Source organism: Halorarum sp. SLYT50 (genome assembly GCF_059821265.1).
In genome coordinates this window covers 796,982-820,107 of the sequence record NZ_CM187555.1, presented here as the reverse complement: position 1 = coordinate 820,107, position 23,126 = coordinate 796,982, and the positions used below count along the sequence as shown (strand labels likewise).

Here is a 23,126-nt window from a genome sequence, read left to right as displayed (position 1 = left end):
GACCGCTCGACCGCCCCACCGGAAGACACTTCAGCCGACCGTCGGACCGACGGGTATGGACCTCTCGGACCGGACCGTCCTCGTCACCGGCGGCGCGGGCCTCATCGGCTCGCACCTCGCGACTCGACTCGCGGCGGACAACGACGTGCGCGTCGCCGACGACCTCTCGACGGGGAAGCGCGAGCGCCTCCCCGACTCGGTCACGTTCCACGAGTGCGACATGACCGACGCCGGCGAGGTGGCCGACGCGGTCACCGGGGAGGTGGACCTCGTCTTCCACCTCGCGGCGCACCCGTCGGTCAACGACGCGAACCCCCGAAGACAGGTCGAGGAGAACGCCGAGATGACGTACAACCTCCTCGAACGCATGGCCGACGTCGGCGTCACGGACGCCGCGTTCACCTCCTCTTCCGTCGTCTACGGCGAGGCGCCGCGGCCCACCCCCGAGGACTACGCGCCGCTCGAACCCATCAGCGAGTACGGCGCGTCGAAACTCGCCGACGAGAGCCTCCTCTCCGTCTACGCCCACAAGTACGACTTCACCGTCTGGACGTTCCGGTTCGCCAACATCGTCGGGCCGGGGGCGCGCGGGAGCGTCGTCCCCGACTTCATCGAGAAACTCCGCGCGGACCCCGACTCGCTCACCATCCTCGGCGACGGGAGACAGGAGAAGTCGTACATGCACGTCGACGACTGCGTCGAGGCGATGTGTCACGTCGTCGAACGCGCCGACGCGCCCGTGAACACGTACAACCTCGGGACGCGCACGACCACCTCGGTCACGCGCATCGCGGACATCGTGAGCGACGTGCTCGGCGTCGGCCCGGAGTACGAGTACACCGGCGGCGAACGGGGCTGGGCCGGCGACGTCCCCCGGATGCGGCTCTCGGTCGAGAAGCTCTCGGCGCTGGGGTACGAACCGCCGGGGTCCAGCGACGAGGCGGTCCGGCGGGCCGCCGAGGACCTCTCGGCGGAACTGTAGCGCGTCGACCCGTCTACAGCGTCACCTCCATCTCCGCGTCGGCGTCGGACTCGCGGGCGACGAGCCACCCGCGGACGACGTACTCGCCGCTCTCGGCGCCCTCCCACGTCGCCTCGAACTCCCTCGTCTCCCCGGGTCGGAGTTCCTCGTTGCCGAGCGCCATCGCGAACGTCCGCTCGTCGCTCCAGCGCCACACCTCCTCGCGGTCGCCGGCCCGTTCGGCGACGAACTCCGCGCGCTGGCCGTCAGAGAACGACAGCGACACCGGACCGTCGCCGGCGTTCTCGACGGTCAACCGGAGCGTCAGCGCCTCGTCCGTCGGTTCGACCGTCAGCGTCGCCCGAAGCATGCGTGTGGGTTTCGCGACCGGGATGATAACCACGACGGCCACGGCGGTCGCCCTCGCCGCCGGCCGCGTCCGCGGTCAGTTCGCTCCGTGTCAGGCCGTCGCGTTCGCGGCCGTTCAGTCGTCCGAGGAGTCGTACCCGAGCGCGGCGGCCACGTCGAGCAGACCGGCGCCCTGCTCGGCCGCCGAGAGACCGATGTCCTCCGCGCTGTCCGTCAGCGTCGTCCGGATGCCGGAGCCGTTCCCGCCGGCGGCGGCGAGTTGACCGGCCGCGCCGGCGACGTGTGGCGTCGCCATCGACGTCCCCGAGAAGGTGTCGTACCCGCCCGGGACCGTCGAGTAGACGTCGGTCCCGGGTGCGATGATATCGACCGGGTCGCCGGTCGAGGAGAACCCCGACAGCGAGTCGTCCGGGGCCGACGAGGAGACGGCCATCGTCTCCGGGTAGGCGGCCGGATAGCCGACGCAGTCGGAACACGGGCCGTCGTTGCCGGCGGCGGCGACCAGGACGACCCCGCGGTCGACGGCGTACTGGCAGGCGTCGCGGAGCGTCTGAGACCCCGTGGAGGCCCCGAGGCTCATCGACCCGACGTCCCACCCCTGGTCGGCGACGTACTCCACGCCGGCGGCGATGTCCGAGTACGACCCCGACCCGCGCTTGTCGAGCACCTTCACCGCGTGCAGCGTCGCCTCCGTCGAGACGCCGCGCACGCCCGCGGTGTCGTTCACCGCGCTCGCGATGCCGGCGCAGTGGGTGCCGTGGTCGTTGTCGTCGTCCCACGCCTCGGCGTACGGGCCGCGCGACTTCACGTACGCCTTCCCGGCCCCCAGGTTGCCGACGAGGTCCGGGTGGTCGGAGTCGATGCCGGTGTCGAGGATGGCGACGTCGGCGCCCGCGCCGGTCGACCCGTTCGCCGTCGCCACGTCCGCGTCCACCCGGTCGACCCCCCACGTGAGCCGCTGGGCGAACGCGTGCATCGTCCCGTTCTCCTCCACGTACCGTACGTCGGGCCGCCGGCGGAGCCCCCCGACCGCGTGCTCGTCCACCCGGAGCGTGAGCGCGTCGAAGCCGAACTCCCTGACGACGGCCGACGCGGCGGCCTTCGCCGCCCGGCGCCCGCTCTCGGCGCCGTACCCGACGTTCACCTCGACGGTCGACCCGCCGCCCCCCGCGCCGGCCGACGCGGTGCCGACGAGTCCGAGTCCGCCGACCGCCCCGCCCGTCAGTTTCAGTACGTTCCGTCGGGTCGTGCCGTCGCCGTCGTCCATGCCACTCGTCTCCACGACCCACACGTTTGAATCTTCTGCAGGATATTGAAACCATGCATGGAAATCAGTGAAAACTGTCTCGAACTGGTGTGAGGCGATGGACACGCCTAAAGCCGCGCGCCGGCTATCCAGTGGTGTGCAGGTCGTCGGATACGAGGCGTCGGCCGGTGCGCTGTTCGTCGGCGACGGCGCCGGCGGACGCGGGGAGACGGACGTCGAGCGGGTTCCGCTCGACCCCGGCGAGCGACTCGACTGGTCGCTCGGGAGACGCCACTGCGCGGGCACCGTCCACGAGGGCGTCCACCGGACGTGCCCCGCCGAGGCGGCCCCGTACTGCCCCGACCACCAGTCGACGTGGGTGTGCGCGCGGTGTACCGGGACGTGCCTGAAAGACGAGATGGACTGTTTCGACGACCACGCGGTGTACCTCGCGGCGTTCGCGCCGGCCACGTTCAAGGTTGGCGTGACGAAGGAGTGGCGCCTCGACACCCGCCTGCGCGAACAGGGCGCCGACCGGGGCGCGCACCTCCGGACGGTGGCGAACGGCCGCATCGCCCGCGAGATAGAGGCCGGTCTCGCCGACGAGATTCCCGACCGGGTGCGCGTCCCGACGAAAGTCGAGGGACTGGGCGAGGCGGTGGACGACGACGCGTGGGCGGACCTGCTGGCGGGGTTCGACCCGCTGGAGACGTTCGCCTTCGAGTACGGTCTCGACCTCTCTGAGCGGCCGGTCGCCGAGACGCTGGCGAGCGGCGATATCGTGGGCACGAAGGGGCGCGTGCTGGTGCTGGAGAACGCGGGGACGACGTACGCCGTCGACATGCGCGAACTCGTCGGCTACGAGGTGGAATCCGGTGGCGGGGACCGGCAGTTGCAGTCGAGCCTGGGCGCGTTCGGGTGAGCGCCGAGGCGACCGCTCCCGTTCAGCCGCCCCACTCCGCGTCCGAGAGCGTCCGTTGCACGGCCTCCTCGCCGACGGCGGCCGCCAGCCGCTCGAACCCGGCACGCTCCGAGCGGTCCGCGGCGTTCGCCACCAGCCGCGAGACGATGAACTCCGGCGTCGAGCGGCCGACCGTACCGAACCGGGGCTGGTAGTCCACTTCTAGCTCCAAGTTCTCGGTCAACCCCTCGGCGAAGATACCGTCGATGCGGGCGGCGTCCGGGAGCGGCGAGAGGTCGTCCGCTAAGTGGGTGACGTACACGCCGAGCGCACCCCGCTCGACGGTCAACTCCACGAGTCCGTTCAGCAGGTCCGCCGCGCGCCCCGGTTCGGTGATGGCCTCGAACTCGTCGACGAGCATGAGCGTCCGACCCTCGCCCGACAGCGGCGGCACGATGGACTTCAGCGTCGCCTCCAGCACGCCGGCGTTGAACGAGGCGTGCCGGCGGTGGAAGACGACCGTGTCGAACCGGCCGACGACGGCCGCCTCGGCCGGGACCGGCAGCCCCATCGACGCCAGGACGACCACGCCACACAGCGTCTCTAAGAGCGTGGTCTTCCCGCCGGAGTTCGCGCCCGTCAGCACCGCCACCCGGTCGCCCGTCGGGATCGACCCGCCCAGCGAGTGGTCACCGACGGCGTACGTGACCGGTTCGACCGTCCCCGGGAGGAAGAGGTTCCGCGCCCCGCGCACGGCCACGCCGTCCGCGCCGAGTTCCGGGCGCGTCAGGTCGTACTCGACGGCGAAGCGCGCGAGCGAGAGCAGGAACGCGATGTCCCCCACGGCGTCGACGGCGGCGTCGACGTCGCCGCCGGCCGCGTCGACGGCCGCCTCCAGGTCCGCCCGGACGGCCGACTCGCGCTCGGCCGCCTCCGCCTCGAGAGCCGACGAGAGGTCGCGCAGCGTCGCGCTCACGAAGTCGGCCGAGTCGACCGCCTCGTCGGGCGCGGCCGACCGGACGCGCCCCGGCGTGAGGTCCGTCCGCTCGGCGACGTACTCCACGACCGCGGACTGGAACGCCTCGGCGTCGCGCGCGCCCCGGTCGCGCACCGCGTCGATGACGTCGAACGCGGAGTCGGCGAGCGCCCGCGCGGCGTCGCGGCGCTCGCGGAGACGGTCGAGTCGCTCGTCCGCGCCGGCGGCGACGCCGTCGTCGTCAGTGAGCGCGCCGAGCGCGTCCGCCGCGTCCGCGAGCGCGTCCTCGTCGACGCCGTCGAGCGCGGCGAACGTGCCGCCGCGCAGGCCCGCCGCCCGGAGCGCGAGCGCCGTCTCGACGGCCGCCCTGTCGGTGCCGCCGGCCTCGTCGTACCGCTCGAACGCCGCGAGCACGTCCTCCCGGGCGTCCTCCGTCAGTTCCGTCCACGCGTCGCGGGCTTCGAGCACGTCGTCGAGGCGCGCCTCGCGCTCCGGGTCGGCCGTCAGCGGCGTGAGCACGCGCACCCGGTCGGCGGCGTGTTCGGTGACGGCGAACTCCGCGGCGAGCGACAGCAGGCGGTCGTACACCTCGCGCGCGTCCGCCGTGGCGAACAGGTCCATCCCGGCGCCGCCGTTCGCCCGCCGGAGCACCCGCGTCGCGCGGCCGCGCGTCACCCCGGCCTCGACCAGCGCGCGAACGTCGGCGGACTCGATGGCCGCGACGGCGCGCTCCTCCCCGAGCGCGTCGCGGAGCGTCGCCGCCGTCTTCGGACCGACGCCCCAGTAGTCCTCCAGTCGCATACCGGTCCGTGCGGCCCCGGTGGCTTGGCGCTACCGATACGGTGCCCGGTGGGTTCGGTACCGCCTGCCCGCCTCGTCGCGAGAACCCGACGAGTACGCGTCGTCTTCTCGTTTCCGCGGGGCGGTGGCTACGGGCTTCCCTGTGCGTTCGCCCCGCCCTGCTCCGCCCGGTCGCGGTAGACGCGGAGCAACTCCTCCAGAATCATGCCCGAGCGGTCGGTGACGTCGTAGTTCTCGTCGATGAACGCCTCCGCCTCCTCGAACTCGTTGCGGAGGCCGTACTGGCGGACCGTGATGACCGCGTTCAGGAAGTCGCGCCCCCCGTCGGCGCCGATGAGCACCGGTTCCTCCTTCAGGTCGAGTTCGTCCCGGAGTTCCCCGTAGTTGAACGTCTCGGGCTCCCAGTCGTCGCTGACGATGGCGAGGACGTACTCGGCCGAGAAGCGGTAGAACTCGGACTTGCTCTCGAACACGCCGTTCTCGACCAGCCGGTCGATCTCGTCGACGACGGCGTCCGGGTATCGGACGGTGTCCTTTGCCATGCGATTCCGCTCCTTTCGTACTCTCTACCAGTCGCAGGGTATAGAACTTTTGGGCGGCGGCCGGGAACCGATTCACTCCGTCTTCCCTCGTTTAAGCACGCGTTACGGTTTCTCTCCGGAGGAGGTATGATAGTACTACTTTCCTGAATAGCGATAATTATCCCGTCGAACGCCCGCGGAGCGTCCGACGCACGCGGGACGTTGCCCCGAGTCGAACCAGCGGGCGTCTCCTCGGTCGCCCGTGTCGTCGTCGCCGCGCCTCCTCTCTCCGGTCGGCCGCGCCGGAACCGGACGGTTCAGGTGCGACCGCCCCCGACCACGGTGCGTGAAGCGTCCGTCGCTCGACGCCGTCCGGGGGTTCGACCGCGCCGTCTACGTCGTCGCGCTCGGTCAACTCATCAACGTGTTCGGCGCGGGGCTGGTGTACCCCTTCGCGACCGTGCACTTCCACTTCGAGGTGGGCATCGCGCTCGCCGTCGTCGGACTCGGTCTCGGGGCCAAGAGCGTCACCACCGCACTCGGCACGGTCGTCGGCGGTTACTTCGCGGACGCAGTCGGGCGAAAGCCGGTGATGGTCGCGTCGATGGCGCTGTCGGCGTTCGCGCTCGCCGCGTTCGCGTTCGTCCCCGCCCTCGCGGCGGCCGTCCCGGCGAGCGTCGCGGGAGTCGCCGGCGTCTCGAGACTCGGACTCGCGTTCGTCGGCGTCTGCGTCGCCTCGGGACTGGTCGGCGGGCTGTACACCCCCGCGGCGTCCGCGATGACCGCCGACCTCACCGACGACGCCGAGCGCGACCGGGGGTACGCGCTGTTGAAGGTGGCGAACAACACCGGGTTCGGCGTCGGGTTCGTCGTGGGCGGCCTGCTCTACTCGGTGGCGAACGTCGCGGTGTTCGTCGGCGACGGGCTGACCTCCGGGGTGGTCGCCGTCGTCCTGTTGCTGTTCGTCCCCCGCGTCGCCGGCGCGGGCGAGGCGGACGGCACGACGGAGAGCGGGACCGACGACGCGTCCGACTCCGGGTCGGCCGCCGTGACCGGGTCGCTCGCGGCGTGGTGGCGCGCGGCGACCCGTCCGCGCGTGCTCGCGCTCGCGGCGGTGAACCTCGGCTTCGCGGTGATGTACGCGCAGATGCAGACGACCGTCCCGGTCGTCGCGAAACGGGGACTGGACCTCACCGCCTCCCAGTTGGGGACCCTGTACGTGTTGAACCCGCTCACCATCGTCGTCCTCCAGTTGCCGCTCGTGAGCGCCATCGACGACTGGCGGCGCACCCGCGGGCTGATGGTGTCGGCGTGCCTCTGGGCCGTCTCGATGCTGTCGGCGTGGGGGGCAGACGCGCTCGTCGTCCCCGACGGGGGGGGCCTGCTGACGCCGGTCGTCCTGCTCGGCGTCGGGCTGGTCGGCGGTCACCTCGTTATTCGGACGCTCGGGGAGATACTCCACTCGCCGCTCGCCTCGGCGCTGATGTCAGACCTCGGTACGGCCGCCGAACGCGGAACCCAGCTGTCGGTGCTGGAGACGGCGAAGCGGCTCGGGACCGGACTGGGCGCGTTCGCCGGCGGACTGTTCTTCGACTACGGCCTCTCGACGCTGCTCTGGCCGACGCTCGTGGCGGTCTGCGCGCTGCTCGTCGGCGCGCTGGCGGCGCTGGAGCGGTCGGTGACGCCCGAGGAGAACGGCGCGTACGTCGACGCGACGGGCGCGGACTGAAGCGGCGGGTCGACGCCCGCCGCCCCCCGGCGCGAGCGGTCGGAGCCGCCTACCTGCTCTGCCGGTAGACGAGGTTGCGCTGTATCTCGCTCGCGCCCTCGTAGATGACGGGGATGCGCGCGTCGCGGTACACCCGCGCGATGCGGCGGTCGGTGAGGATGGAGCGGCCGCCGTGGAGTTGCATCCCCCGCTCGGCGCAGTCGACGGCCGTCTCGGTCGACTTCAGTTTCGCCATCGCGGCCCACAGCCCGGCGTCCTCGCCGGTCTCGACCTTCTCGGCGGCGCGCCAGTTGAGCGCGCGGGCCGCCTCGAACTCCGTGCGCATGTTCGCCAGGTCGTGCTGGACCGACTGGAACTCCGACACCTTCCGGGCGAACGCCTCGCGGTCGTGGACGAACGCCCACGCCTCCTCGATGGCCGCGGCCGCGAGGCCGAGTCCGTGCCCGCCGACGACGACCCGGCCGTGGTTGAAGAAGTCCGCGAGCGCGTAGAAGCCGCCCCCCTCCGCGCCGACGAGGTTCTCCTCGGGGACGAAGCAGTCGTCGAAGACGATGTGGCCCTGCTTGGACGCGCGCATCCCCATCTTCTCGGGGATGTGTTCTGCCTCGTATCCTTCCCGACTGGTCTCGACGACGAACAGCGAGTAGTTTCCGTAGCGGTCCTCCCGGTCGGCCGTCTTCGCGTACACCGTCAGCCAGTCCGCCTCGACGGCGTTGCCCACCCAGTACTTCTCGCCGTTGAGTTCGTACCCCCCCTCGACCTCCTCGGCCGACGTCGTCATCCCGGCGAGGTCCGACCCCGTCTGGGGCTCCGACACCGCCAGCCCGGATATCTGCTCGCCCGCGGCGACCGGCGGGAGGTACTCCTGCTTCTGGGCGTCGGAGCCGTACTTGTAGACGAGTTCGTTGCCGAACGACGCGAGCATCAGCGTGAGGCCGATGCCGGCGTCCGCGCGGTAGAACTCCTCGGCGACGGCGAGCATCTGGTGGAGGTCGAACTCGCGGCCGCCGTACTCCTCGGGGATGTCCTGGCCGACCAGCTTCGCGTCCTGCCCCGCCTCGAGGACGTCCCACGGGTACTCGCCCGCGCGGAACGCCTCATCGGCGACCGGTTCGATGTGCTCGGCGGCGAACTCGCGCGCCTCCCGCTTCACGCCGCGGGCGTGTTCGGGGACGACCGACTCGTCGAGCAGGTCGAGGTCCGTGCTCATGGTCCCCTATCACGGTAGCGGACTATAACGGCCGTGAAACCCCGGACGGGTGGGAGCGGGTTTACTCGACTCCCGCTCACTCCTCCGTGTCGTCCGGCCCGTCGCCGTCCGTCGCGTCGTTCGCCCCGCCGGCGGCCGTCTCGTCGTCCCCGTCGTCGCCGTTCGTCCGGCCGGTGTCCGTCCCGTCCGGCGGCGCGTGTCCGTCGCCGGTCGACTCGCCGTCGGACTCGGAGTCTCCGTTCCCGACCGCCTCGTCGCTCCCGTCGCTCTCGGCGAGCATCTCGCGGACGGCCGGCCGCTCGACCGTTCCCGTCTCCGTCCGCGGGAGGTCGTCGCGGAAGCGAACCGCGCGCGGGAGTTTGAACCCGGCGAGCCGTTCGCGGCAGAACGACTCCACGTCGTCGGCCGACAGGTCGGGGTCCGCACGGACGACCAGCGCGGCGACGCGCTCCCCCCACTCCTCGTCGGGGACGCCGACGACGGCCGCGTCCGCGACGCCCGGGTGCTCGCGCAGGACCGCCACCACCTCGCCGGGGTCGACGTTCTCGCCGCCGGTGATGATGCGGTCGTCGAGTCGGTTCAACACGTAGACGTAGCCGTCCTCGTCGCGGTAGCCCACGTCGCCGGTGTGGAGACCGCCCTCGTCGAACGCCGCGTCGGTCGCCGCCGCGTCGCCGTAGTAGCCGGGCGTCACCGAGGGCCCGTCCACCACGAGTTCGCCCGCCTCGCCCGGCGGGCAGACGTTCCCCCGGTCGTCGCGCACCGTCAGGTCCGTCCAGAACTGCGGTCGGCCGACCGTCCCCGGGTGCCCCTCGGCCTCCTCGGGCGTGGCCGTCGTTATCTGTGAGGCCGCCTCGGTCATGCCGTACGTCGGGTGGACCGGAATCGAGTAGTCGTGACAGCGCTCGACGAGGTCGTCCGGGGCCGGCGCGCCCCCGAGCAGGACGACCCGCAGCGAGTCCGAGAGCGTGCCGCGGGCGTCGAGCATCCGCCGGAGCATCGTCGGAACGAGCGAGACCCCCGTCACCTCGTACTTCCGGAGGTCGTCGGCGGCGTCGCCGGGGTCGAACCCCGAGCGCAGGACGACGCTCGTCCCGTACAGCGTCGCGCGGTACAGCGGCATGATGCCGCCCGTGTGGTGGAGCGAGAGCGTCGCGAGGTAGCGGTCCTCCGGCGTGACGCCGAGGCGGAACGCCGACGCGACGGCCGAGGAGAGGACGTTCCCCATCGTGAGCACGACGGGTTTCGGGCTCCCGGTCGACCCCGAGGTGAACAGCGTGACGAGCGGGTCCGCGCGAGTCCACGTCGCGGGGTCGAACGGCTCCTCCGAGGCGGAGCGGAGGTGCGCGACGCGTTCCCACTGCGGGTCGTCCACCGAGACGACCGGAACGGGCGGCGACGCGCGGTCGGGCGTCTCGCTCGCGTCGTCGCCCGTCCGACCGGGGTCGGATTCCTCGCCCGCACCGCCCGTCGCCTCGACGGCCACCTGCTCGGTGTCGGCGCCGCAGACGAGGAGAGTGGCGTCCGCGCGGGCCACCTGCGGCCCGAGTTCGGCCGCGGTCAGCGCCCTCGAGAGGGGGACCAGCCTGACGCCCACCCGCATCGCCGCGTGGAGGAGCGTGACGTACTGTGGGCGGTTGCGCATGACGACGGCGACGTGGTCGCCGGCCTCGACGCCCAGCCCCGCGAGCCGACCGGCCACCGCGTCGGCGGCCTCGTCCAGTTCCGCGTACGTCCACGTCCGACCGGACCGGGCGGCGACGAGCGCCTCGGCGTCCGGCGTGGCGGCCACCCGGTGGGCGAGCCAGTCGCGCATACCCGTCCGGGTGCCCGGCAGCCTTACTACTCTTCCGCCTCGTGGGCTCCGCCCGCGAGCGGGCCGACGCTCGGCGGACTCAGCGGGCGGGCGTGACGTTGAGGTTGCTGTGGAGCAGGTTCTCGGGGTCGTACTCCGCCTTCAGCTCCGCCAGCCGGTCGAGGTTGTCGCCGTACGCCATCCGGGCGCGCTCTTCGCCCTCGACGAACCCCGGGAAGCCGGGGTAGAACGCCTCCCGTGTGGCCGGCGACTCGCGGAGGTCGCGCCACGACGACTCCGCCCACGAGAGGTGTGCCTCGTCCTCGGCGGGGTCGCGCCACGTCGCGCCGACGTTGACCAGGAACTCCGCGTCCCGGTGCGCGTAGGCGCTCCCGTCCGGGGCGACGTCGCTCACGGCGCCGCCGAGGTGCCACAGTTCGATGCTCGCCTCGCCCGGGGGACGCGCACCCGCGTTCGCGGTCACTCGGTCGAGCAGGTCGTCCGACGGCTCGTCGGCGTACAGCGAGTGCCACGAGTAGCGGTTCCCGACGGGGAACAGTTCGTTGGCTATCTCGTGGACCGCGAGGAACGGCAGCCGTGCGCTCATGTCCATGGTGGGCCCACCGTCACCCATCTCGCGGAGCGGGCGCATGACCTCCTCGCCCTCGGCGGGGTCGCCGGCGTACGCCGCGTAGAACATGACCACGGGCGCGCCGTGAACCTCCTGGGGGACGAACGGGAGCGGGGGGACCGACGTCACGATGGCCATCGACGTCACCTCGCGGGGAGCGTCGGAGACGTACTCGCGGTACTGGCCGAGCAGGACGCGGACGGTCTCGTCGTCGGGTGCCGCGTAAACGGGCTGGGCGACCGCCACCTCGGAGGGGAGTTCGAAGCAGTCGAACTCGAAACTCGTGACGACGCCGAAGTTGGCGCCGCCGCCGCGGACCCCCCAGAACAGCTCCGGGTTCTCCTCGGTGCTGGCGGTCAGCACCTCGCCGTCGACCGTGACCAACTCGACGGAGCGGAGCGTGTCGACCCCGAGGCCGTGCTCCCTGCGGACCCAGCCGATGGCGCCGCCGAGCGTCGAGCCCGCCACGCCGTTGTGCGCGGCGCTGCCGCAGGTGATCGCCAGCCCGTGCTCCCGGGTCTCCGAGAGGACGTCGCTGACTCGGCAGCCGGGGCCGACGCGGACCGTCCGGGCGTCGGGGTCGACCGAGACGTCCGTGAGCGCCGAGAGGTCGACCACCACGCCGTCGTCGACCACCGCGCTTCCCGTGACGTGGTGGCCGCCCCCGCGGACGGCGAGCGGGCGGTCGTGGTCGCGCGCGAAGCGGATGGCGGCGGCGACGTCGTCCGTCGACGCGACGCGGACGACGACCGCGGGGAACCGGTCGATTCGACCGTTCCAGACGGCGCGGGCGTCGTGGTACGCCTCGTCGTCGGGCGCGATTACCTCGCCGCCGACCGCGGCGCGGAGGTCGGAGACGAGCGACTCGTCGAGGGGTGAACTGATCATGGACATGTGTGAACGCGATTCCCGGTGGAGCCGAGAGTCAACATGTCGATCGGTCGGTGAGATAATAAACCACCCCTGACACGTGCGCTCCCGTATCGCGGCGTCGTCCCCGAGCGTCGCCGTTCACCGGCGCGCTCAGTGCTCGACGAACTCCACGAGGACGCCGCCGGTCGACTTCGGGTGGAGGAACGCGACGCGGTGGCCCCAGGCGCCGGGGCGCGGTTCCTCGTCGACGAGTTCGACCCCCATCTCGCGGGCGCGTTCGAGCGCGGACTCCACGTCGTCGGTCCCGAACGCGAGGTGGTGGATGCCGGGACCGTTCCGGTCGACGTACCGGGCGATAGACCCCTCCTCGCGCGGTTCGAGCAGTTCGAGGTAGGCGTTCCCGCAGTCGAGGAAGACGACGGTCATCCCGTCGAACTCCTCCTCGTGGACGTGGTCGACGCCGAGGAGGTCCACGAACAGGTCGGCGAGGGTCGCGGCGTCGTCGGTGGCGATGCCGGCGTGGTCGACGTGCATACCGGACGTCTCGTCGCCCGCCCCCTAAACCGAGCGGGTCGCCGCGACCGCTCGCCCACCGACTCCGGTCGGTCGCCGGGCTACACCGTGCTTCCCGGCTGCCACTCGCCGAACTCCTCGCGGAACACGTCGGATATCTCCCCGACCGTCGCGTACGCCTTCACCGCGTCGACGACGGACGGCATCACGTTCTCCTCGCCCGCGGCGGCGTCGGCCAGGGCGTCGAGGGCCGCTTCGACGGCGGCGTCGTCCCGTTCGGCGCGAACGTCCTCGGTCCGCTCGACCTGTGCGCGCTCCTCCTCCTCGGACACCTCCTCGATGTCCACGTGCGCCTCCTCGTCGTCCACCTCGAACTCGTTGACACCGACGATGATTCGCTCCCCCTCCTCTATCTCGCGCTGTCGCTCGTAGGAGACGTCCTGAATCTGGCGCTGGACCCACTGGTCCCGCACCGCGTCGAGCATCCCGCCGCGCCCGTCGACCTCCTCGATGAGGTCGAACGCGCGCTCCTCCAGTTCGTCCGTCAGGTGCTCGACGTAGTAGCTCCCCGCCAGCGGGTCGATGGTGTCGGCCGCCCCCGACTCGTGGGCGAGTATCTGCTGGGTCCGCAACGCGGTCCGGACCGACTGCTCCGTCGGGAGCGACAGCGCCTCGTCTTTCCCGTTCGTGTGGAGCGACTGCGTGCCGCCGAGGACGGCCGCGAGCGCCTGATAGGCGACGCGGACGACGTTGTTCTCCACCTGCTGGGCGGTGAGCATCGACCCCGCGGTCTGGGTGTGGAACCGCAACTGCTTCGAGGCGGGGCGCTCCGCGCCGAACCGCTCGGTCATTATCTTCGCCCACATCCGGCGCGCCGCGCGGAACTTCGCCGCCTCCTCGAAGACGTTGTTGTGGGCGTTGAAGAAGAAGGAGAGTTGGGGGGCGAACTCGTCGACGTCGAGGCCCGCCTCGACGGCGGCGTTCACGTACTCGATGCCGTCGCCGAGCGTGAACGCTATCTCCTGCGCGGCGGTCGACCCGGCCTCGCGGATGTGGTACCCCGAGATGGAGATGGTGTTGAACTTCGGCGTCTCGGCCGCGCAGAACTCGAAGATGTCCGTGATCAGTCTCATGGACGGCTCCGGCGGGTAGATGTAGAGGTTCCGCGCGATGTACTCCTTCATGATGTCGTTCTGGACGGTTCCCCGCAACTCCTCGCGGTCGACGCCCTGCCGGTCGCCGACGGCGACGTACATCGCGAGCAGCACCGCCGCGGGCGCGTTGATGGTCATCGAGGTGGACACCTCGTCGAGCGGGATGCCCTCGAAGACGCGCTCCATGTCCCGGAGCGAGTCGATGGCGACGCCCGACTTGCCCACCTCGCCGGCGGCCATGTCGGCGTCGGAGTCGTACCCCATCTGGGTCGGCAGGTCGAACGCCATCGACAGCCCCGACGACCCCTGGTCGATGAGGTAGCGGAACCGCTCGTTGGTCTCGCTCGCCGTGCCCATCCCGGCGTACTGGCGCATGGTCCAGAGCCGGCCGCGGTGCATCGTGGAGTAGACCCCCCGCGTGTACGGCTCTTCGCCGGGGAAGCCGAGGTCCGCCTCGTAGTCGAGGTCCGCCACGTCGTTCGGCGTGTACAGTCGGTCGACTTCGGGGCCGCCCGTGTCGGTGGCGAACGACTCCTGCCGCTCCCCGAACCGCTCCAGCGTGGGCGAGAGCGTCTCCTCCTCCCACTCCCGTTTCCCCTCGCGGATCGCCGCCAGGTCGTCGGGGTCGAACATGGTGTACGAGTCGGTACGTCGCCCCTTAAGGGTTCGACGTCGCCGGGCGCGCGACCGGCGAGAGGCGGGAGGACGGGTCCGGACACCGGAACTGGATTTATCACGCGGCCCGCCCACCCCCGGACGATGCCACTGGCACTCACCGCCGCGTACGTGCTGCACACGCTGTTCGCGGGCCTCTGGGTCGGCGCAGTCGTCTTCGTGACGTGGAAGGTCATCCCGCTCGCCAGGGACGGCGGCACCACGACGGACCTGCTCGCCGCGGCCGCCGGGGGGCTCTCGACGGTGACGCGCGTCGGCGCGCTGTTCTTCCTCGCGACGGGGGGGTACATGGCCGCCACCGTGTACGGGGCCGAGGGGCTATTCGCGCCGCCGCGCGGGCACCTCGTGCTCACGATGTTCGGCCTCTGGTTCGTGATGACGGGCCTCGTCGAGGCGGCGACGGGCCGGCTCACCGACGCCACCGACGAGAACAAGGTCCGGACCGGCGCGCGGGAGGCCGACACCCTCCTCAAGGCGGCGAGCGCCGTCGGTGTCCTCCTCCTCCTCCTCGGCGGCTACCTCGCCGCGCCGCCGCTGTGAGGCGACCGGCCGGTGACGTCGACTCTCGTCCCGTCAGGTCACGGGTCGCGCCCCGGACGCCCGAGACCGCTCAGAGCTCTCGCTCGACGACGTACCCCCACCGCTCCATGCCGTTGTCCTCGTAGAACGCGAGCGCCTCCTCGTTACCGAGTCGGTTCGCCAGCGCGACGTACTCGCAGTCGCGCTCGCGCGCCCACGACTCCACGCCGGCGAGCAGTTCAGAGCCGAGCCCCTCCGAGCGGCGGTCGGCGTCGACCACGAAGTCGTGAATCCAGGCGTGGCGGGCGTGGTGGAGGACCCGCTGGAGGGAGACCCCGGCGACGGCGACCAGCGCGTCGCCCTCGAACAGTCCGAGCAGCCGGTAGTCCTCCTCCTCGCGCCACGCCCGGACGAACGCCTCGTCCGCGTCGGTCCACAGTTGGCGCAACAGCGGGACCGCCGCCGCTCACCCCTCGTCCGTCGTCACTTCCGCGACCCGCGTCTCGGTCACGGTGACGCGTGCGTCCCCCCCGCCTAAACGGTACCGCCGGTGTGGCACGCCGTCCGGTCCGGGACCCGCGGCGACCCGTCCCGCTCCGTTCCGCTCCGCTCTCGACGGAGGGACGGGAGCTAAGTGGCGAGCGTGGGTACCCCCCGCCATGGTTCTTCCAGACGACGTCGCGCGATTCGTCCGCGCCGCCGGGCCGGAACACACCGAGGTCCAGCAGCGCATGGCCGACTTCGCCGCCGAGCACCGCTTCCCGAACATCGGCCCCGAGTCGGGGGCCGTGCTCCGCCTGCTCGCGCGGCTCACGGGTGCCGGGACGGTGTTCGAGTTCGGCTCCGGGTTCGGCTACTCCGCCTCGTGGTTCCTCCGGGGCGGCGCCGACCACGTCGTGCTCACGGAGTTCGACGCCGACGAACTCGACAAGGGACGGGAGTTCATGGCAGACGCCGGGCTCGCGGACCGCTGTTCGTTCGAGGAGGGGGACGCCCTGGAGACGGTCGAGCGCTACGACGGCCCGTTCGACGTCGTCCTCGTCGACCACCAGAAGGAGCGGTACGCCGAGGCGCTCGACGCGGTGGAGCCCAAACTCCGCGACGGCGGAGTCGTCGCGGCGGACAACATCATGCGCGGTCCCGTCGAGTTCGACGACGTACTCGCGCACCTCGAGGGCGAACGCGGCGCCATCGACGCCGACGACGAGTCGTCGCGCGGCATCGCCGACTACCTCGACGCCGTCCGGACCGACGAGTTCGAGACGCTCGTCCTCCCGGTCGGGTCGGGGCTCGCCGTCAGCACCAAGGTGGCGTGAGGAGGAGACGACCGGCGAGACGAGGGTTTATGAGCGAGAGGGGGACCATCCGCCGCGTGCGCTGACTGTTCGCTCCCCGGCGTCCGCGGCTGTGCGACGCAGCGTCGGGGGGAGTCGTGCGTCGCCTGCTCGCCCCCCTCGACCACCGGGTCGGCCACTCGCTCGGGGTGACTCCCGGGGACTCGCAGCGCCGACTACTCCCGCCGGCTCCCGGGCTGGGGGTCGACGTGCGGCTTCGGCATCAGGTCCGCGAACGGCTGGCCGTCGATCCACTCCACTAGCTGGACTAGCTGTTCGGTCGCCGCCTCGAACAGCTCCGCCCCTTTCTCGGGCGTCGCGTCCGTCTGGTCGCCGAAGACGCCGTTCCCCGAGTTGTCGATGGCGTCGTAGAACGTCCGCGAGCCGGCGGTCCGCAGTTCGGCGGGTGCGAGCGTCGCCCGGCCGCCCTCGTGGGCCGAGTCGAGTTCGCCCTCGCGGACGAGTTCCCCGGCGATGTGCATCACCATCGCCGTCTCCTTCGGCCCGCCGTGCGGACCGTTCTGCTCGAACGCCTCGTCCACGAGGTCCGGGATGGACTCGTCCCACATCCACTCGACGGCGTACGCCGCCTCGTCGCGCCGGAGTCGCCGCCCCACCTCGCGGAGGTGCTGGACGTTCCCGCCGTGGGCGTTCACGTACACCACGCGGTCGACGCCGTGGTACGTCAGGTTGCGGGTGAAGCTCTCGACGTAGTCGCGGAACACCTCGGGGTCGACCCACATCGTCCCGTGGAACTGGCGGTGGTGTTCGGAGACGGCGATGCGGACCGGCGGGGTACAGAGGTGACCCGTCCGGTCGGTCGCCGCGCGCGCGAGCGCCTCGGCGATGAGGTAGTCGGTCGCCAGCGGCAGGTGCGGGCCGTGCTGTTCGGTCGACCCGAGCGGGACGACGGCGAGCGACTCCTCGGCGACGTACTCGCCCAGTTCGGGCCACGTCTGGTCTGCGAGGTACACGCCGGTACTGTGCGGGGCCGGCGCATGAAAGGGCGGGAAGCGGTGGTGCGTTCGCGCGCGGTTCCGAACCCTCCCGCGCCGATACCGCCGCCGGCACCCCGGGAGTTCGCCACCCTTTTGCTCCGCGCCCGCGACTCCCCGCGTATGTTCGGTGGAGGCGGCATGAACCCGCGGAAGATGGAACAGATGATGAAGCAGATGGGTATCGACGTGACCGAACTCGACGCCGAGGAGGTCATCATCCGCACCGCGGACGAGGAACTCGTCTTCGACGGCGCGGAGGTCACGCGCATGGACGCGCAGGGCCAGCAGACGTACCAGGTCGTCGGCAACCCCGAGTCGCGTCCCCGCGGCGAGGGCGGCTCCGACGACGCGACCGCGGTCGAGAGCGCCGGAGAGGCGGCGGACGACGAGGGTGACGCCGGCGAGACGGAGATTCCCGAGGAGGACGTCGAACTCGTCGCGACGCGCGCCAGCGTGAGCAAGTCCGCCGCGCGCGAGGCGCTCGAAGCCGAGGACGGCGACCTCGCGGCGGCCATCTCGCGGCTGGAGTGAGCGGCGCGGCCGTCCTCCTCGTCCACGAGGCGTCCGACCGCGAGTACGTCCGTACCCCGGGCGAGGAACTCCAGACCGACCTCGGCGTGCTCACCGTCCCCGAGGACGCCGCCTCGGGCGACCGACTCGACACCCACCTCGGCGAGACGTTCCGCGTCCGCGCGCTCCGCGGCCCGGACCTGTTCGCGCACTTCGAGCGGACCGGCGCGCCGATGATGCCCCGGGACGTCGGTCTCGTCGTCGGCCACACGGGCGCGCAGTCGGGCGACCGCGTGCTCGACGCCGGCACCGGGACCGGCGTGCTCGCGGGCTACCTCGGTCGCCTCGGCGCGCGAGTGACCACCTACGAACGGGACCGCGACTTCGCCGCCGTCGCCCGCGAGAACATGGCGCTCGCGGGCGTGACCGACCGCGTCGAGGTGCGCGCGGGCGACGTGCTCGCGGCCCTCGACGACCTGACCGCGGAGGGACCGTTCGACCTCCTGACGCTCGACACGGCCGACGCGACCGCCGTCGTCGAACGCGCGCCGGACCTCCTCGCCGCCGGCGGTTACTGCGCCGTGTACGCCCCGTTCGTCGAGGACGCCCGCGCCGCCGAGGAGACCGCACGAGCGGCCGGACTCCGGGGCGTGGAGACGCTCGAGACCATCCAGCGGGAACTCAACGTGGACGAACGGGGGACACGACCCAGCACCGCCGGGGTGGGTCACACCGGCTACCTGACGTTCGGTCGGTCAGTGGGCAAAAATTAAAGGAGCGTCATATCCGAGAAGAGATGTGACCGCCTCCCGACCGGCTACCGACCGACCGCTCGTCGAGCGGCTGCTCGGGGTCGCCGACCCGCTCGTCGTCGGGCCGCCGCCTCGTCTCGTCCGCGCGGTCGTCGACGCCGTCTACTCCCGCGGCGGGAGGGCGCGGCTCCTGCTCTCTGACGCGGCCGCCGCCGAGGCCTTCGCGGAGTTTCTCACGGCGACCGGCGCGGCCGACGCGGTCGCCGACGGCCGTCTCGACCTCCGGACGCACCCGGCGCTCGAAGAGAGTCTCACGGTCGGGTCGGACGCGGCGTACGCGCACGTGACGGTGGGCGACCGCATCGAGGCGGTTCGCGTCACCGATGCGGGGACCGTGGCGTCGGTCCGCCGCGCCAACGAGGACCGCTGGTCGACCGGAGAACCGTTCTCGCTCGCGGTCCCGCCCCGCTCGCTCCTCGTGGCGTCGCTCCGCGAGGAGTGGCCGGAGGCGGGCGAGACGCTGGCGGCCGCGCTCGACAGCGCGGAGTCGCTCCGCGAAGACGGCCCGCTCGACCCGGTCGCGCTCTGCGCGCTCGTGGGTGCCCGCCACGGCGTGCTGTCGATGGAACTGGGCGAGTGGGCCCGGGACATCGACTTCTCCAGCCGGACCGAGATCGCCCGGGCGAAGAACAGGCTCGTCGACGCCGGACTGGTCGAGACCCGGCGCGTCCCGGGCGGCGTCGGTCGGCCGCGCCAGCGACTCGTGCTCGCGGACGACGCGCTCGCGGACCTCTCGCCCGCCGACCTCGTCGCGACGGCGCGCGACCGACTCGCCGAGTCGGCGTAGCCGGCCCGCCCGTTCGTCACCTCCCCCCGTCGCTCCGCACTGCCTCCCCTTCACTCGGTCGCGCGAATCAGGTCGAACAGCTCCGCCTCGAAGCGCTCGGCGTCGAACTCGGCGGCGAGTCGGTCCGCGACGCCGGGGGTCGCGGACTCGCGGACGGCCGTCGGGTACGCGCCACCGACGAGCAGGTACGACCGGTCGGCGGGGCGGACGGCGACCCAGCCGCGGACGCGGACGCTCGCGCCGTCGAGTCGACAGAGCGCATCGTAGCCGGCGGCCCGCGCCGCCTCGCCGGCCACGTCGAGCGAGCGCCGCTCCGTCCGACGGACCTCGGAGAGGCCGCGGTCCTCGAGCCGACCCGCGAACCCGGACTGGGCGCGCTCGGCGAGGAACGAGCTCAGCGTCCGCGAGGGGGGCGTACTCGGTCGGAGTTCCAGCCGGCTGGCGACGAAGAACCGCCACGGGTAGTCCAGCCCGGTCGCCTCCCGCACCCGGTCCCTGAGCCGCCCGTCCTCGTAGACGACGGTGTTCGTCTCGACGCGTACGACGCCCGCGTCGAACGCCGTGTCGCTCGCCCGCTCGACCTCGCGCCAGCCGCCGGCGTCGAGCGCCTCCGTCGGCACCGGTGGGGGGCTGGGTGGCATCGAACGGACAACGGCCGCGAGCGGCATAACTCCCCGGCAGGCCGGATACGCCAGGAGCGGGGCGGGCGACCGCCGCGCTCGTGCCGCTGTCGCGTGCGCCACACTCGGCCGCGCGGGGGACGTTCGCCGCGTCGGCGCGCCGGACTGCGTCGGCGCATTCGGTGATTTTAAACGACTCGCCACCCGACTCTCCACAATGGCTTTTGAGGAACTGCTGGAGGACCCGGTGATTCAGAAGTACCTCCACGAGCTCGTCGGCCCGACCGGCATGCCCGTGGCGGCCGCCCCGCCGGACGGGGAGGTCACCGACGAGGAACTCGCGGAGGAGCTGGGACTCGAACTCAACGACGTGCGGCGCGCGCTCTTCATCCTCTACGAGAACGACCTGGCGTCGTACCGCCGGGTCCGCGACGAGGACTCGGGCTGGCTCACCTACCTGTGGACGTTCCAGTACGACAACGTCCCCGAGAACCTCGAGGAGGAGATGCACCGCCTGCTGGAGGGGCTCGAGCAGCGCGAGGAGTACGAGTCGGACCACCAGTTCTACCTCTGTGAGGTGGACTCCATCCGGTTCGAGTTCGAGGAGGCGATGGAGTTCGGCTTCGAGTGCCCCGAGTGCGGGTCCCCCCTGGAGTCGATGGAGAACAGCCGGCTGGTGGAGGCGCTGTCGTGGCGCATCGACCAGCTCCGCGAGGAACTCAACGTCGACCCCGACGGGCCCGAGGCGCAGGCGTAGTCGATGGTCGTCCTCGCAACCAAGTGTTACGTCGACGGCGAGGCGCGCGGGCGCGCGCTCGACGGGATGACCTCGCTCGTCGCGAACGACGTCGGCGACCTGGCCGTCGAGTACGACGTCGGCGTCCGGCGCGACGAGTTCGTCTCCGTCACGGTGTCGGGCGAGGACGAGACGGTCGCGCGGAACGTCCTCCGCGAGCGGTGGGGTGAGGTGACCGACCACTTCGACGACGGCGAGACGTACCGGGGGACGCTCGAGGGGTGGGACGAAGACGGGTTCACCCTCGACGCCGGCCGCGAGGTCCGAGTCCCGGGGTCGGAACTCGGGCTCGGCGCCGGCTCGCCCCCGCAGGTCCGCGACCGGTTCGGCCTCGTCCAGCACCTGCCGCTCCGGTTCGTCTACCACGCGGACGGCCCGAACGAACTCGCGGACGCCGAGCGCGACCGGCTGTACGACTGGACCCGCGGCACCGGTCGCGTCAACGTCAACAGCGCCACCCGCGGCGAGGTCCGCGCGACGGTGAACCGCGCGGGTCACGCGCGCGACATCGTGACCGTCGAGCGCCTCGGCCTGCTGGAGCAGAGCATCGTCTGCGCGGAAGGGACCGACCCGCCGGGACTGCTCGCCGCCATCGGAAGCTACCTCCCCGCGGAGCTGAAAGCCGTCATCCCGTGACCCGGCGCCACCGCACCCTCGCGCTCGTCGCGCTCGTGGGACTCGTCGCGCTCTCCGGCTGTCTCGGCTTCTTCGGCGGCGGCGGCATCTCCGACGAGCGGCTGGACCGCGAACCCGCCGGCGGCGACTACGAGTGGAACGAGAGCGTCGACGCCCACATCACCGTCATGCAGGACTCGACGTTCGAGGCGGTCTACCGCGTGAACGGCACGACCGTCACGCTGTACCGACCGGACGGACTCGGCGGGCGGAACCCCCTCGACGTGCGCGCGGTCCGGTACCGGTACCCCAACGGGACGGTCATCAACGGGACGACGCTCGCGGCGCGCGGCGACGTCAGCAGGAACCGCGACGAGGTCACCATCACCCTCCCGGTGGACGCCGACGGCGACCGCCTCGCGTTCACCGCCGGGAGCACGCCCAAGCGGTTCTCCCTGCCGACGTACGTCGACGGCTCCTACGAGGTCGTCCTCCCGCCGAACCGGCGCATCGGCCTCCCCGTCTTCGGCCGTGCGTCGCCCGGCGGGTACGAGACGAGCATCGACGAACGGAGCCGGGTCCACGTCCGGTGGGAGAGCGTGACCACCGACAACGTGTCCGTGCAGTTCTACCAGCCCGGCGACCTGCAGATTCTCGGTGCGCTCGCGGGCGTACTCGGGCTCGTCGCCGTCGGCGGACTCCTCTACTACCGCCGCCAGATACGGGAACTCCGCGAACTCCGCGAACAGTACGGGCTCGACGTGGACATCGAGGACGACGACTCCGGACCACCGCCGGGGATGCGCTGACCGTCGCGGCGACAGACCACCCGGCGGGGCCGCGCCCGTCCGCCCGCGGGTTTATTCTCGACCCACTCCACGGGCCGGTATGAACGCCGCCATCGTCACCGTCGGTGACGAACTCCTCTCGGGCGACACGGTGAACACGAACGCGTCGTGGCTCGCCGCGCGACTCGCCGAGCGCGGCGTCGACGTCGAGCGGGTGACGACCGTCCCCGACAGGGTCGACGACATCGCCGCGGTGGTCCGGGAGTACCGTGAGGCGTACGACGCGGTCCTCGTCACCGGCGGCGTCGGGCCGACTCACGACGACGTGACCATGGACGGCGTCGCCGCCGCCCTCGGCGTCGGTCTCGAGGCGAACGAGGAGGCGCTGGCGTGGCTCACCGAGCACGGCGGCTACGCGGGCGACGACCTCGACGAGGGGACGACACACCTCCCGGCCGGCGCGCGGCCACTGCACAACGAGGCGGGCGTCGCGCCGGGGTGCGTGCTGGATGCAGTGTACGTGTTCCCGGGGGTCCCCTCGGAGATGCAGGCGATGTTCCTCGGCGTCGCCGACGAGTTCGCGGGCGAGCAGCGCTACGCGGAGACGGTCGAGACGAGCGAACCCGAGTCGACGCTGCTCGACCGGTTCGCGACGCTGCGCGAGGAGTTCGACGTGACGGTCGGGTCGTACCCCGGCGAGGGCGTCCGCGTGAAACTGACCGGCACCGACCCGACCGAGGTGGAGCGGGCGGCCACGTGGCTCCGCGAGCGGGTCGACCCGGCTGAGAACTGAACCACGGATCCGGTCGGTCGGGAGGGGGAGACCGGTCGCGGCGAGGTCAGCTGTACAGGTGAGCGAGCCACCCGGCCGTGATGAGCAGGCTGGCGACGAGCACGACGGCGGCCGTCTCGGTCACCGGGAGCGCCGCCTCGGCCTCGCCGGACTGCAGGAGGAGCAACAGGGGGTTCATCTCGCGCGGGGCTTCCCTCGC

At 71.9% G+C, this 23,126-nt stretch carries 25 protein-coding genes; 12 read left to right on the top strand and 13 right to left on the bottom strand.

Annotated elements, in window-relative coordinates; genetic code table 11:
* Positions 1-55 precede the first annotated feature (55 nt).
* Complete coding sequence (locus AC6RUA_RS04315; protein WP_499814710.1) at positions 56-982, top strand: NAD-dependent epimerase/dehydratase family protein; 927 nt, start codon at positions 56-58, stop codon at positions 980-982.
* A 13-nt stretch (positions 983-995) separates the two neighbouring features.
* On the opposite strand, the gene AC6RUA_RS04310 is transcribed toward AC6RUA_RS04315, so the two are convergent.
* Together AC6RUA_RS04310 and AC6RUA_RS04305 are read right to left on the bottom strand one after the other, a co-directional pair.
* A complete protein-coding gene (locus tag AC6RUA_RS04310; RefSeq protein ID WP_499814709.1) occupies positions 996-1,331 on the bottom strand; it encodes a BsuPI-related putative proteinase inhibitor in 336 nt (111 codons plus the stop codon).
* Positions 1,332-1,445: 114 nt separating this feature from the next.
* Complete coding sequence (locus AC6RUA_RS04305; protein ID WP_499814708.1) at positions 1,446-2,597, bottom strand: S8 family peptidase; 1,152 nt, start codon at positions 2,595-2,597, stop codon at positions 1,446-1,448.
* Positions 2,598-2,733: 136 nt separating this feature from the next.
* On the opposite strand from AC6RUA_RS04305, the gene AC6RUA_RS04300 reads away from it, so the two are divergent.
* A complete protein-coding gene (locus AC6RUA_RS04300) occupies positions 2,734-3,498 on the top strand; it encodes a DUF2797 domain-containing protein (RefSeq protein WP_499814707.1) in 765 nt (254 codons plus the stop codon).
* Between the two features lie 22 nt (positions 3,499-3,520).
* Here AC6RUA_RS04300 and AC6RUA_RS04295 read toward each other — a convergent pair whose 3' ends face one another.
* Complete coding sequence (locus tag AC6RUA_RS04295) at positions 3,521-5,254, bottom strand: P-loop NTPase family protein (RefSeq protein ID WP_499814706.1); 1,734 nt, start codon at positions 5,252-5,254, stop codon at positions 3,521-3,523.
* A 128-nt stretch (positions 5,255-5,382) separates the two neighbouring features.
* Positions 5,383-5,796: a ribbon-helix-helix domain-containing protein gene (locus AC6RUA_RS04290; protein ID WP_499814705.1), complete on the bottom strand. Its 414-nt coding sequence runs from the start codon at positions 5,794-5,796 to the stop codon at positions 5,383-5,385.
* A gap of 325 nt (positions 5,797-6,121) precedes the next feature.
* Between AC6RUA_RS04290 and AC6RUA_RS04285 the strand changes: the two genes are divergently transcribed.
* Positions 6,122-7,504, top strand: coding sequence for an MFS transporter (locus AC6RUA_RS04285; RefSeq protein ID WP_499814704.1), 1,383 nt, complete (start codon positions 6,122-6,124; stop codon positions 7,502-7,504).
* 49 nt (positions 7,505-7,553) lie between these two features.
* On the opposite strand, the gene AC6RUA_RS04280 is transcribed toward AC6RUA_RS04285, so the two are convergent.
* From AC6RUA_RS04280 to AC6RUA_RS04260, 5 genes are all read right to left on the bottom strand, one after another.
* On the bottom strand, positions 7,554-8,714 hold the full coding sequence (locus AC6RUA_RS04280; RefSeq protein ID WP_499814703.1) for an acyl-CoA dehydrogenase family protein: 1,161 nt from the start codon (positions 8,712-8,714) through the stop codon (positions 7,554-7,556).
* A gap of 76 nt (positions 8,715-8,790) precedes the next feature.
* Complete coding sequence (menE, locus tag AC6RUA_RS04275) at positions 8,791-10,530, bottom strand: o-succinylbenzoate--CoA ligase (protein WP_499814702.1); 1,740 nt, start codon at positions 10,528-10,530, stop codon at positions 8,791-8,793.
* A 79-nt stretch (positions 10,531-10,609) separates the two neighbouring features.
* Entirely contained in the window at positions 10,610-12,028 is a 1,419-nt protein-coding gene (locus AC6RUA_RS04270; protein WP_499814701.1) for an FAD-binding oxidoreductase, read from the bottom strand.
* Between the two features lie 135 nt (positions 12,029-12,163).
* Positions 12,164-12,547, bottom strand: coding sequence for a methylmalonyl-CoA epimerase (mce, locus tag AC6RUA_RS04265; RefSeq protein WP_499814700.1), 384 nt, complete (start codon positions 12,545-12,547; stop codon positions 12,164-12,166).
* Positions 12,548-12,627: 80 nt separating this feature from the next.
* Positions 12,628-14,313 (bottom strand): acyl-CoA mutase large subunit family protein, encoded by a 1,686-nt coding sequence (locus AC6RUA_RS04260; protein ID WP_499814699.1) that lies wholly within the window; start codon positions 14,311-14,313, stop codon positions 12,628-12,630.
* A 126-nt stretch (positions 14,314-14,439) separates the two neighbouring features.
* Here AC6RUA_RS04260 and AC6RUA_RS04255 point away from each other — a divergent pair, with 126 nt between their 5' ends.
* The gene (locus AC6RUA_RS04255) at positions 14,440-14,895 is read left to right on the top strand and encodes a transporter (protein ID WP_499814698.1); all 456 of its coding nucleotides are present in this window, start codon (positions 14,440-14,442) and stop codon (positions 14,893-14,895) included.
* Positions 14,896-14,965: 70 nt separating this feature from the next.
* Here the strand turns inward: AC6RUA_RS04255 and AC6RUA_RS04250 are convergent, their stop codons facing one another.
* Positions 14,966-15,322 (bottom strand): GNAT family N-acetyltransferase, encoded by a 357-nt coding sequence (locus tag AC6RUA_RS04250; RefSeq protein ID WP_499814697.1) that lies wholly within the window; start codon positions 15,320-15,322, stop codon positions 14,966-14,968.
* Positions 15,323-15,533: 211 nt separating this feature from the next.
* Between AC6RUA_RS04250 and AC6RUA_RS04245 the strand changes: the two genes are divergently transcribed.
* Positions 15,534-16,190: an O-methyltransferase gene (locus tag AC6RUA_RS04245; protein WP_499814696.1), complete on the top strand. Its 657-nt coding sequence runs from the start codon at positions 15,534-15,536 to the stop codon at positions 16,188-16,190.
* Positions 16,191-16,384: 194 nt separating this feature from the next.
* Here the strand turns inward: AC6RUA_RS04245 and AC6RUA_RS04240 are convergent, their stop codons facing one another.
* A complete protein-coding gene (locus AC6RUA_RS04240) occupies positions 16,385-17,182 on the bottom strand; it encodes a creatininase family protein (protein ID WP_499814695.1) in 798 nt (265 codons plus the stop codon).
* A gap of 144 nt (positions 17,183-17,326) precedes the next feature.
* On the opposite strand from AC6RUA_RS04240, the gene AC6RUA_RS04235 reads away from it, so the two are divergent.
* Genes AC6RUA_RS04235 through AC6RUA_RS04225 form a run of 3 tightly spaced genes read left to right on the top strand, consistent with a single transcriptional unit; the run spans position 17,327 to position 19,315 of the window.
* Positions 17,327-17,737: a nascent polypeptide-associated complex protein gene (locus AC6RUA_RS04235; protein ID WP_499814694.1), complete on the top strand. Its 411-nt coding sequence runs from the start codon at positions 17,327-17,329 to the stop codon at positions 17,735-17,737.
* Positions 17,734-18,489: a methyltransferase domain-containing protein gene (locus tag AC6RUA_RS04230; protein WP_499814693.1), complete on the top strand. Its 756-nt coding sequence runs from the start codon at positions 17,734-17,736 to the stop codon at positions 18,487-18,489. Before AC6RUA_RS04235 ends, AC6RUA_RS04230 begins: the two co-directional genes overlap by 4 nt.
* Positions 18,490-18,514: 25 nt before the next feature.
* Entirely contained in the window at positions 18,515-19,315 is an 801-nt protein-coding gene (locus AC6RUA_RS04225; RefSeq protein WP_499814692.1) for a transcriptional regulator TbsP domain-containing protein, read from the top strand.
* A 50-nt stretch (positions 19,316-19,365) separates the two neighbouring features.
* Here AC6RUA_RS04225 and AC6RUA_RS04220 read toward each other — a convergent pair whose 3' ends face one another.
* Positions 19,366-19,956, bottom strand: a complete 591-nt coding sequence (locus AC6RUA_RS04220; protein ID WP_499814691.1) for a DUF6517 family protein — start codon at positions 19,954-19,956, stop codon at positions 19,366-19,368.
* Between the two features lie 196 nt (positions 19,957-20,152).
* Between AC6RUA_RS04220 and AC6RUA_RS04215 the strand changes: the two genes are divergently transcribed.
* From AC6RUA_RS04215 to AC6RUA_RS04200, 4 genes are all read left to right on the top strand, one after another.
* The gene (locus tag AC6RUA_RS04215; protein ID WP_499814690.1) at positions 20,153-20,692 is read left to right on the top strand and encodes a transcription factor; all 540 of its coding nucleotides are present in this window, start codon (positions 20,153-20,155) and stop codon (positions 20,690-20,692) included.
* A 3-nt stretch (positions 20,693-20,695) separates the two neighbouring features.
* Positions 20,696-21,367 carry a DUF2110 family protein gene (locus AC6RUA_RS04210; protein WP_499814689.1) on the top strand — a complete coding sequence of 224 codons (672 nt, stop codon included), beginning with the start codon at positions 20,696-20,698 and terminating at the stop codon, positions 21,365-21,367.
* Positions 21,364-22,155 (top strand): DUF5803 family protein, encoded by a 792-nt coding sequence (locus AC6RUA_RS04205; protein ID WP_499814688.1) that lies wholly within the window; start codon positions 21,364-21,366, stop codon positions 22,153-22,155. Before AC6RUA_RS04210 ends, AC6RUA_RS04205 begins: the two co-directional genes overlap by 4 nt.
* Before the next feature lie 79 nt (positions 22,156-22,234).
* Positions 22,235-22,927, top strand: coding sequence for a competence/damage-inducible protein A (locus AC6RUA_RS04200; protein WP_499814687.1), 693 nt, complete (start codon positions 22,235-22,237; stop codon positions 22,925-22,927).
* 46 nt (positions 22,928-22,973) lie between these two features.
* Here the strand turns inward: AC6RUA_RS04200 and AC6RUA_RS04195 are convergent, their stop codons facing one another.
* Complete coding sequence (locus AC6RUA_RS04195) at positions 22,974-23,105, bottom strand: hypothetical protein (protein WP_499814686.1); 132 nt, start codon at positions 23,103-23,105, stop codon at positions 22,974-22,976.
* Between the last annotated feature and the right edge of the window lie 21 nt (positions 23,106-23,126).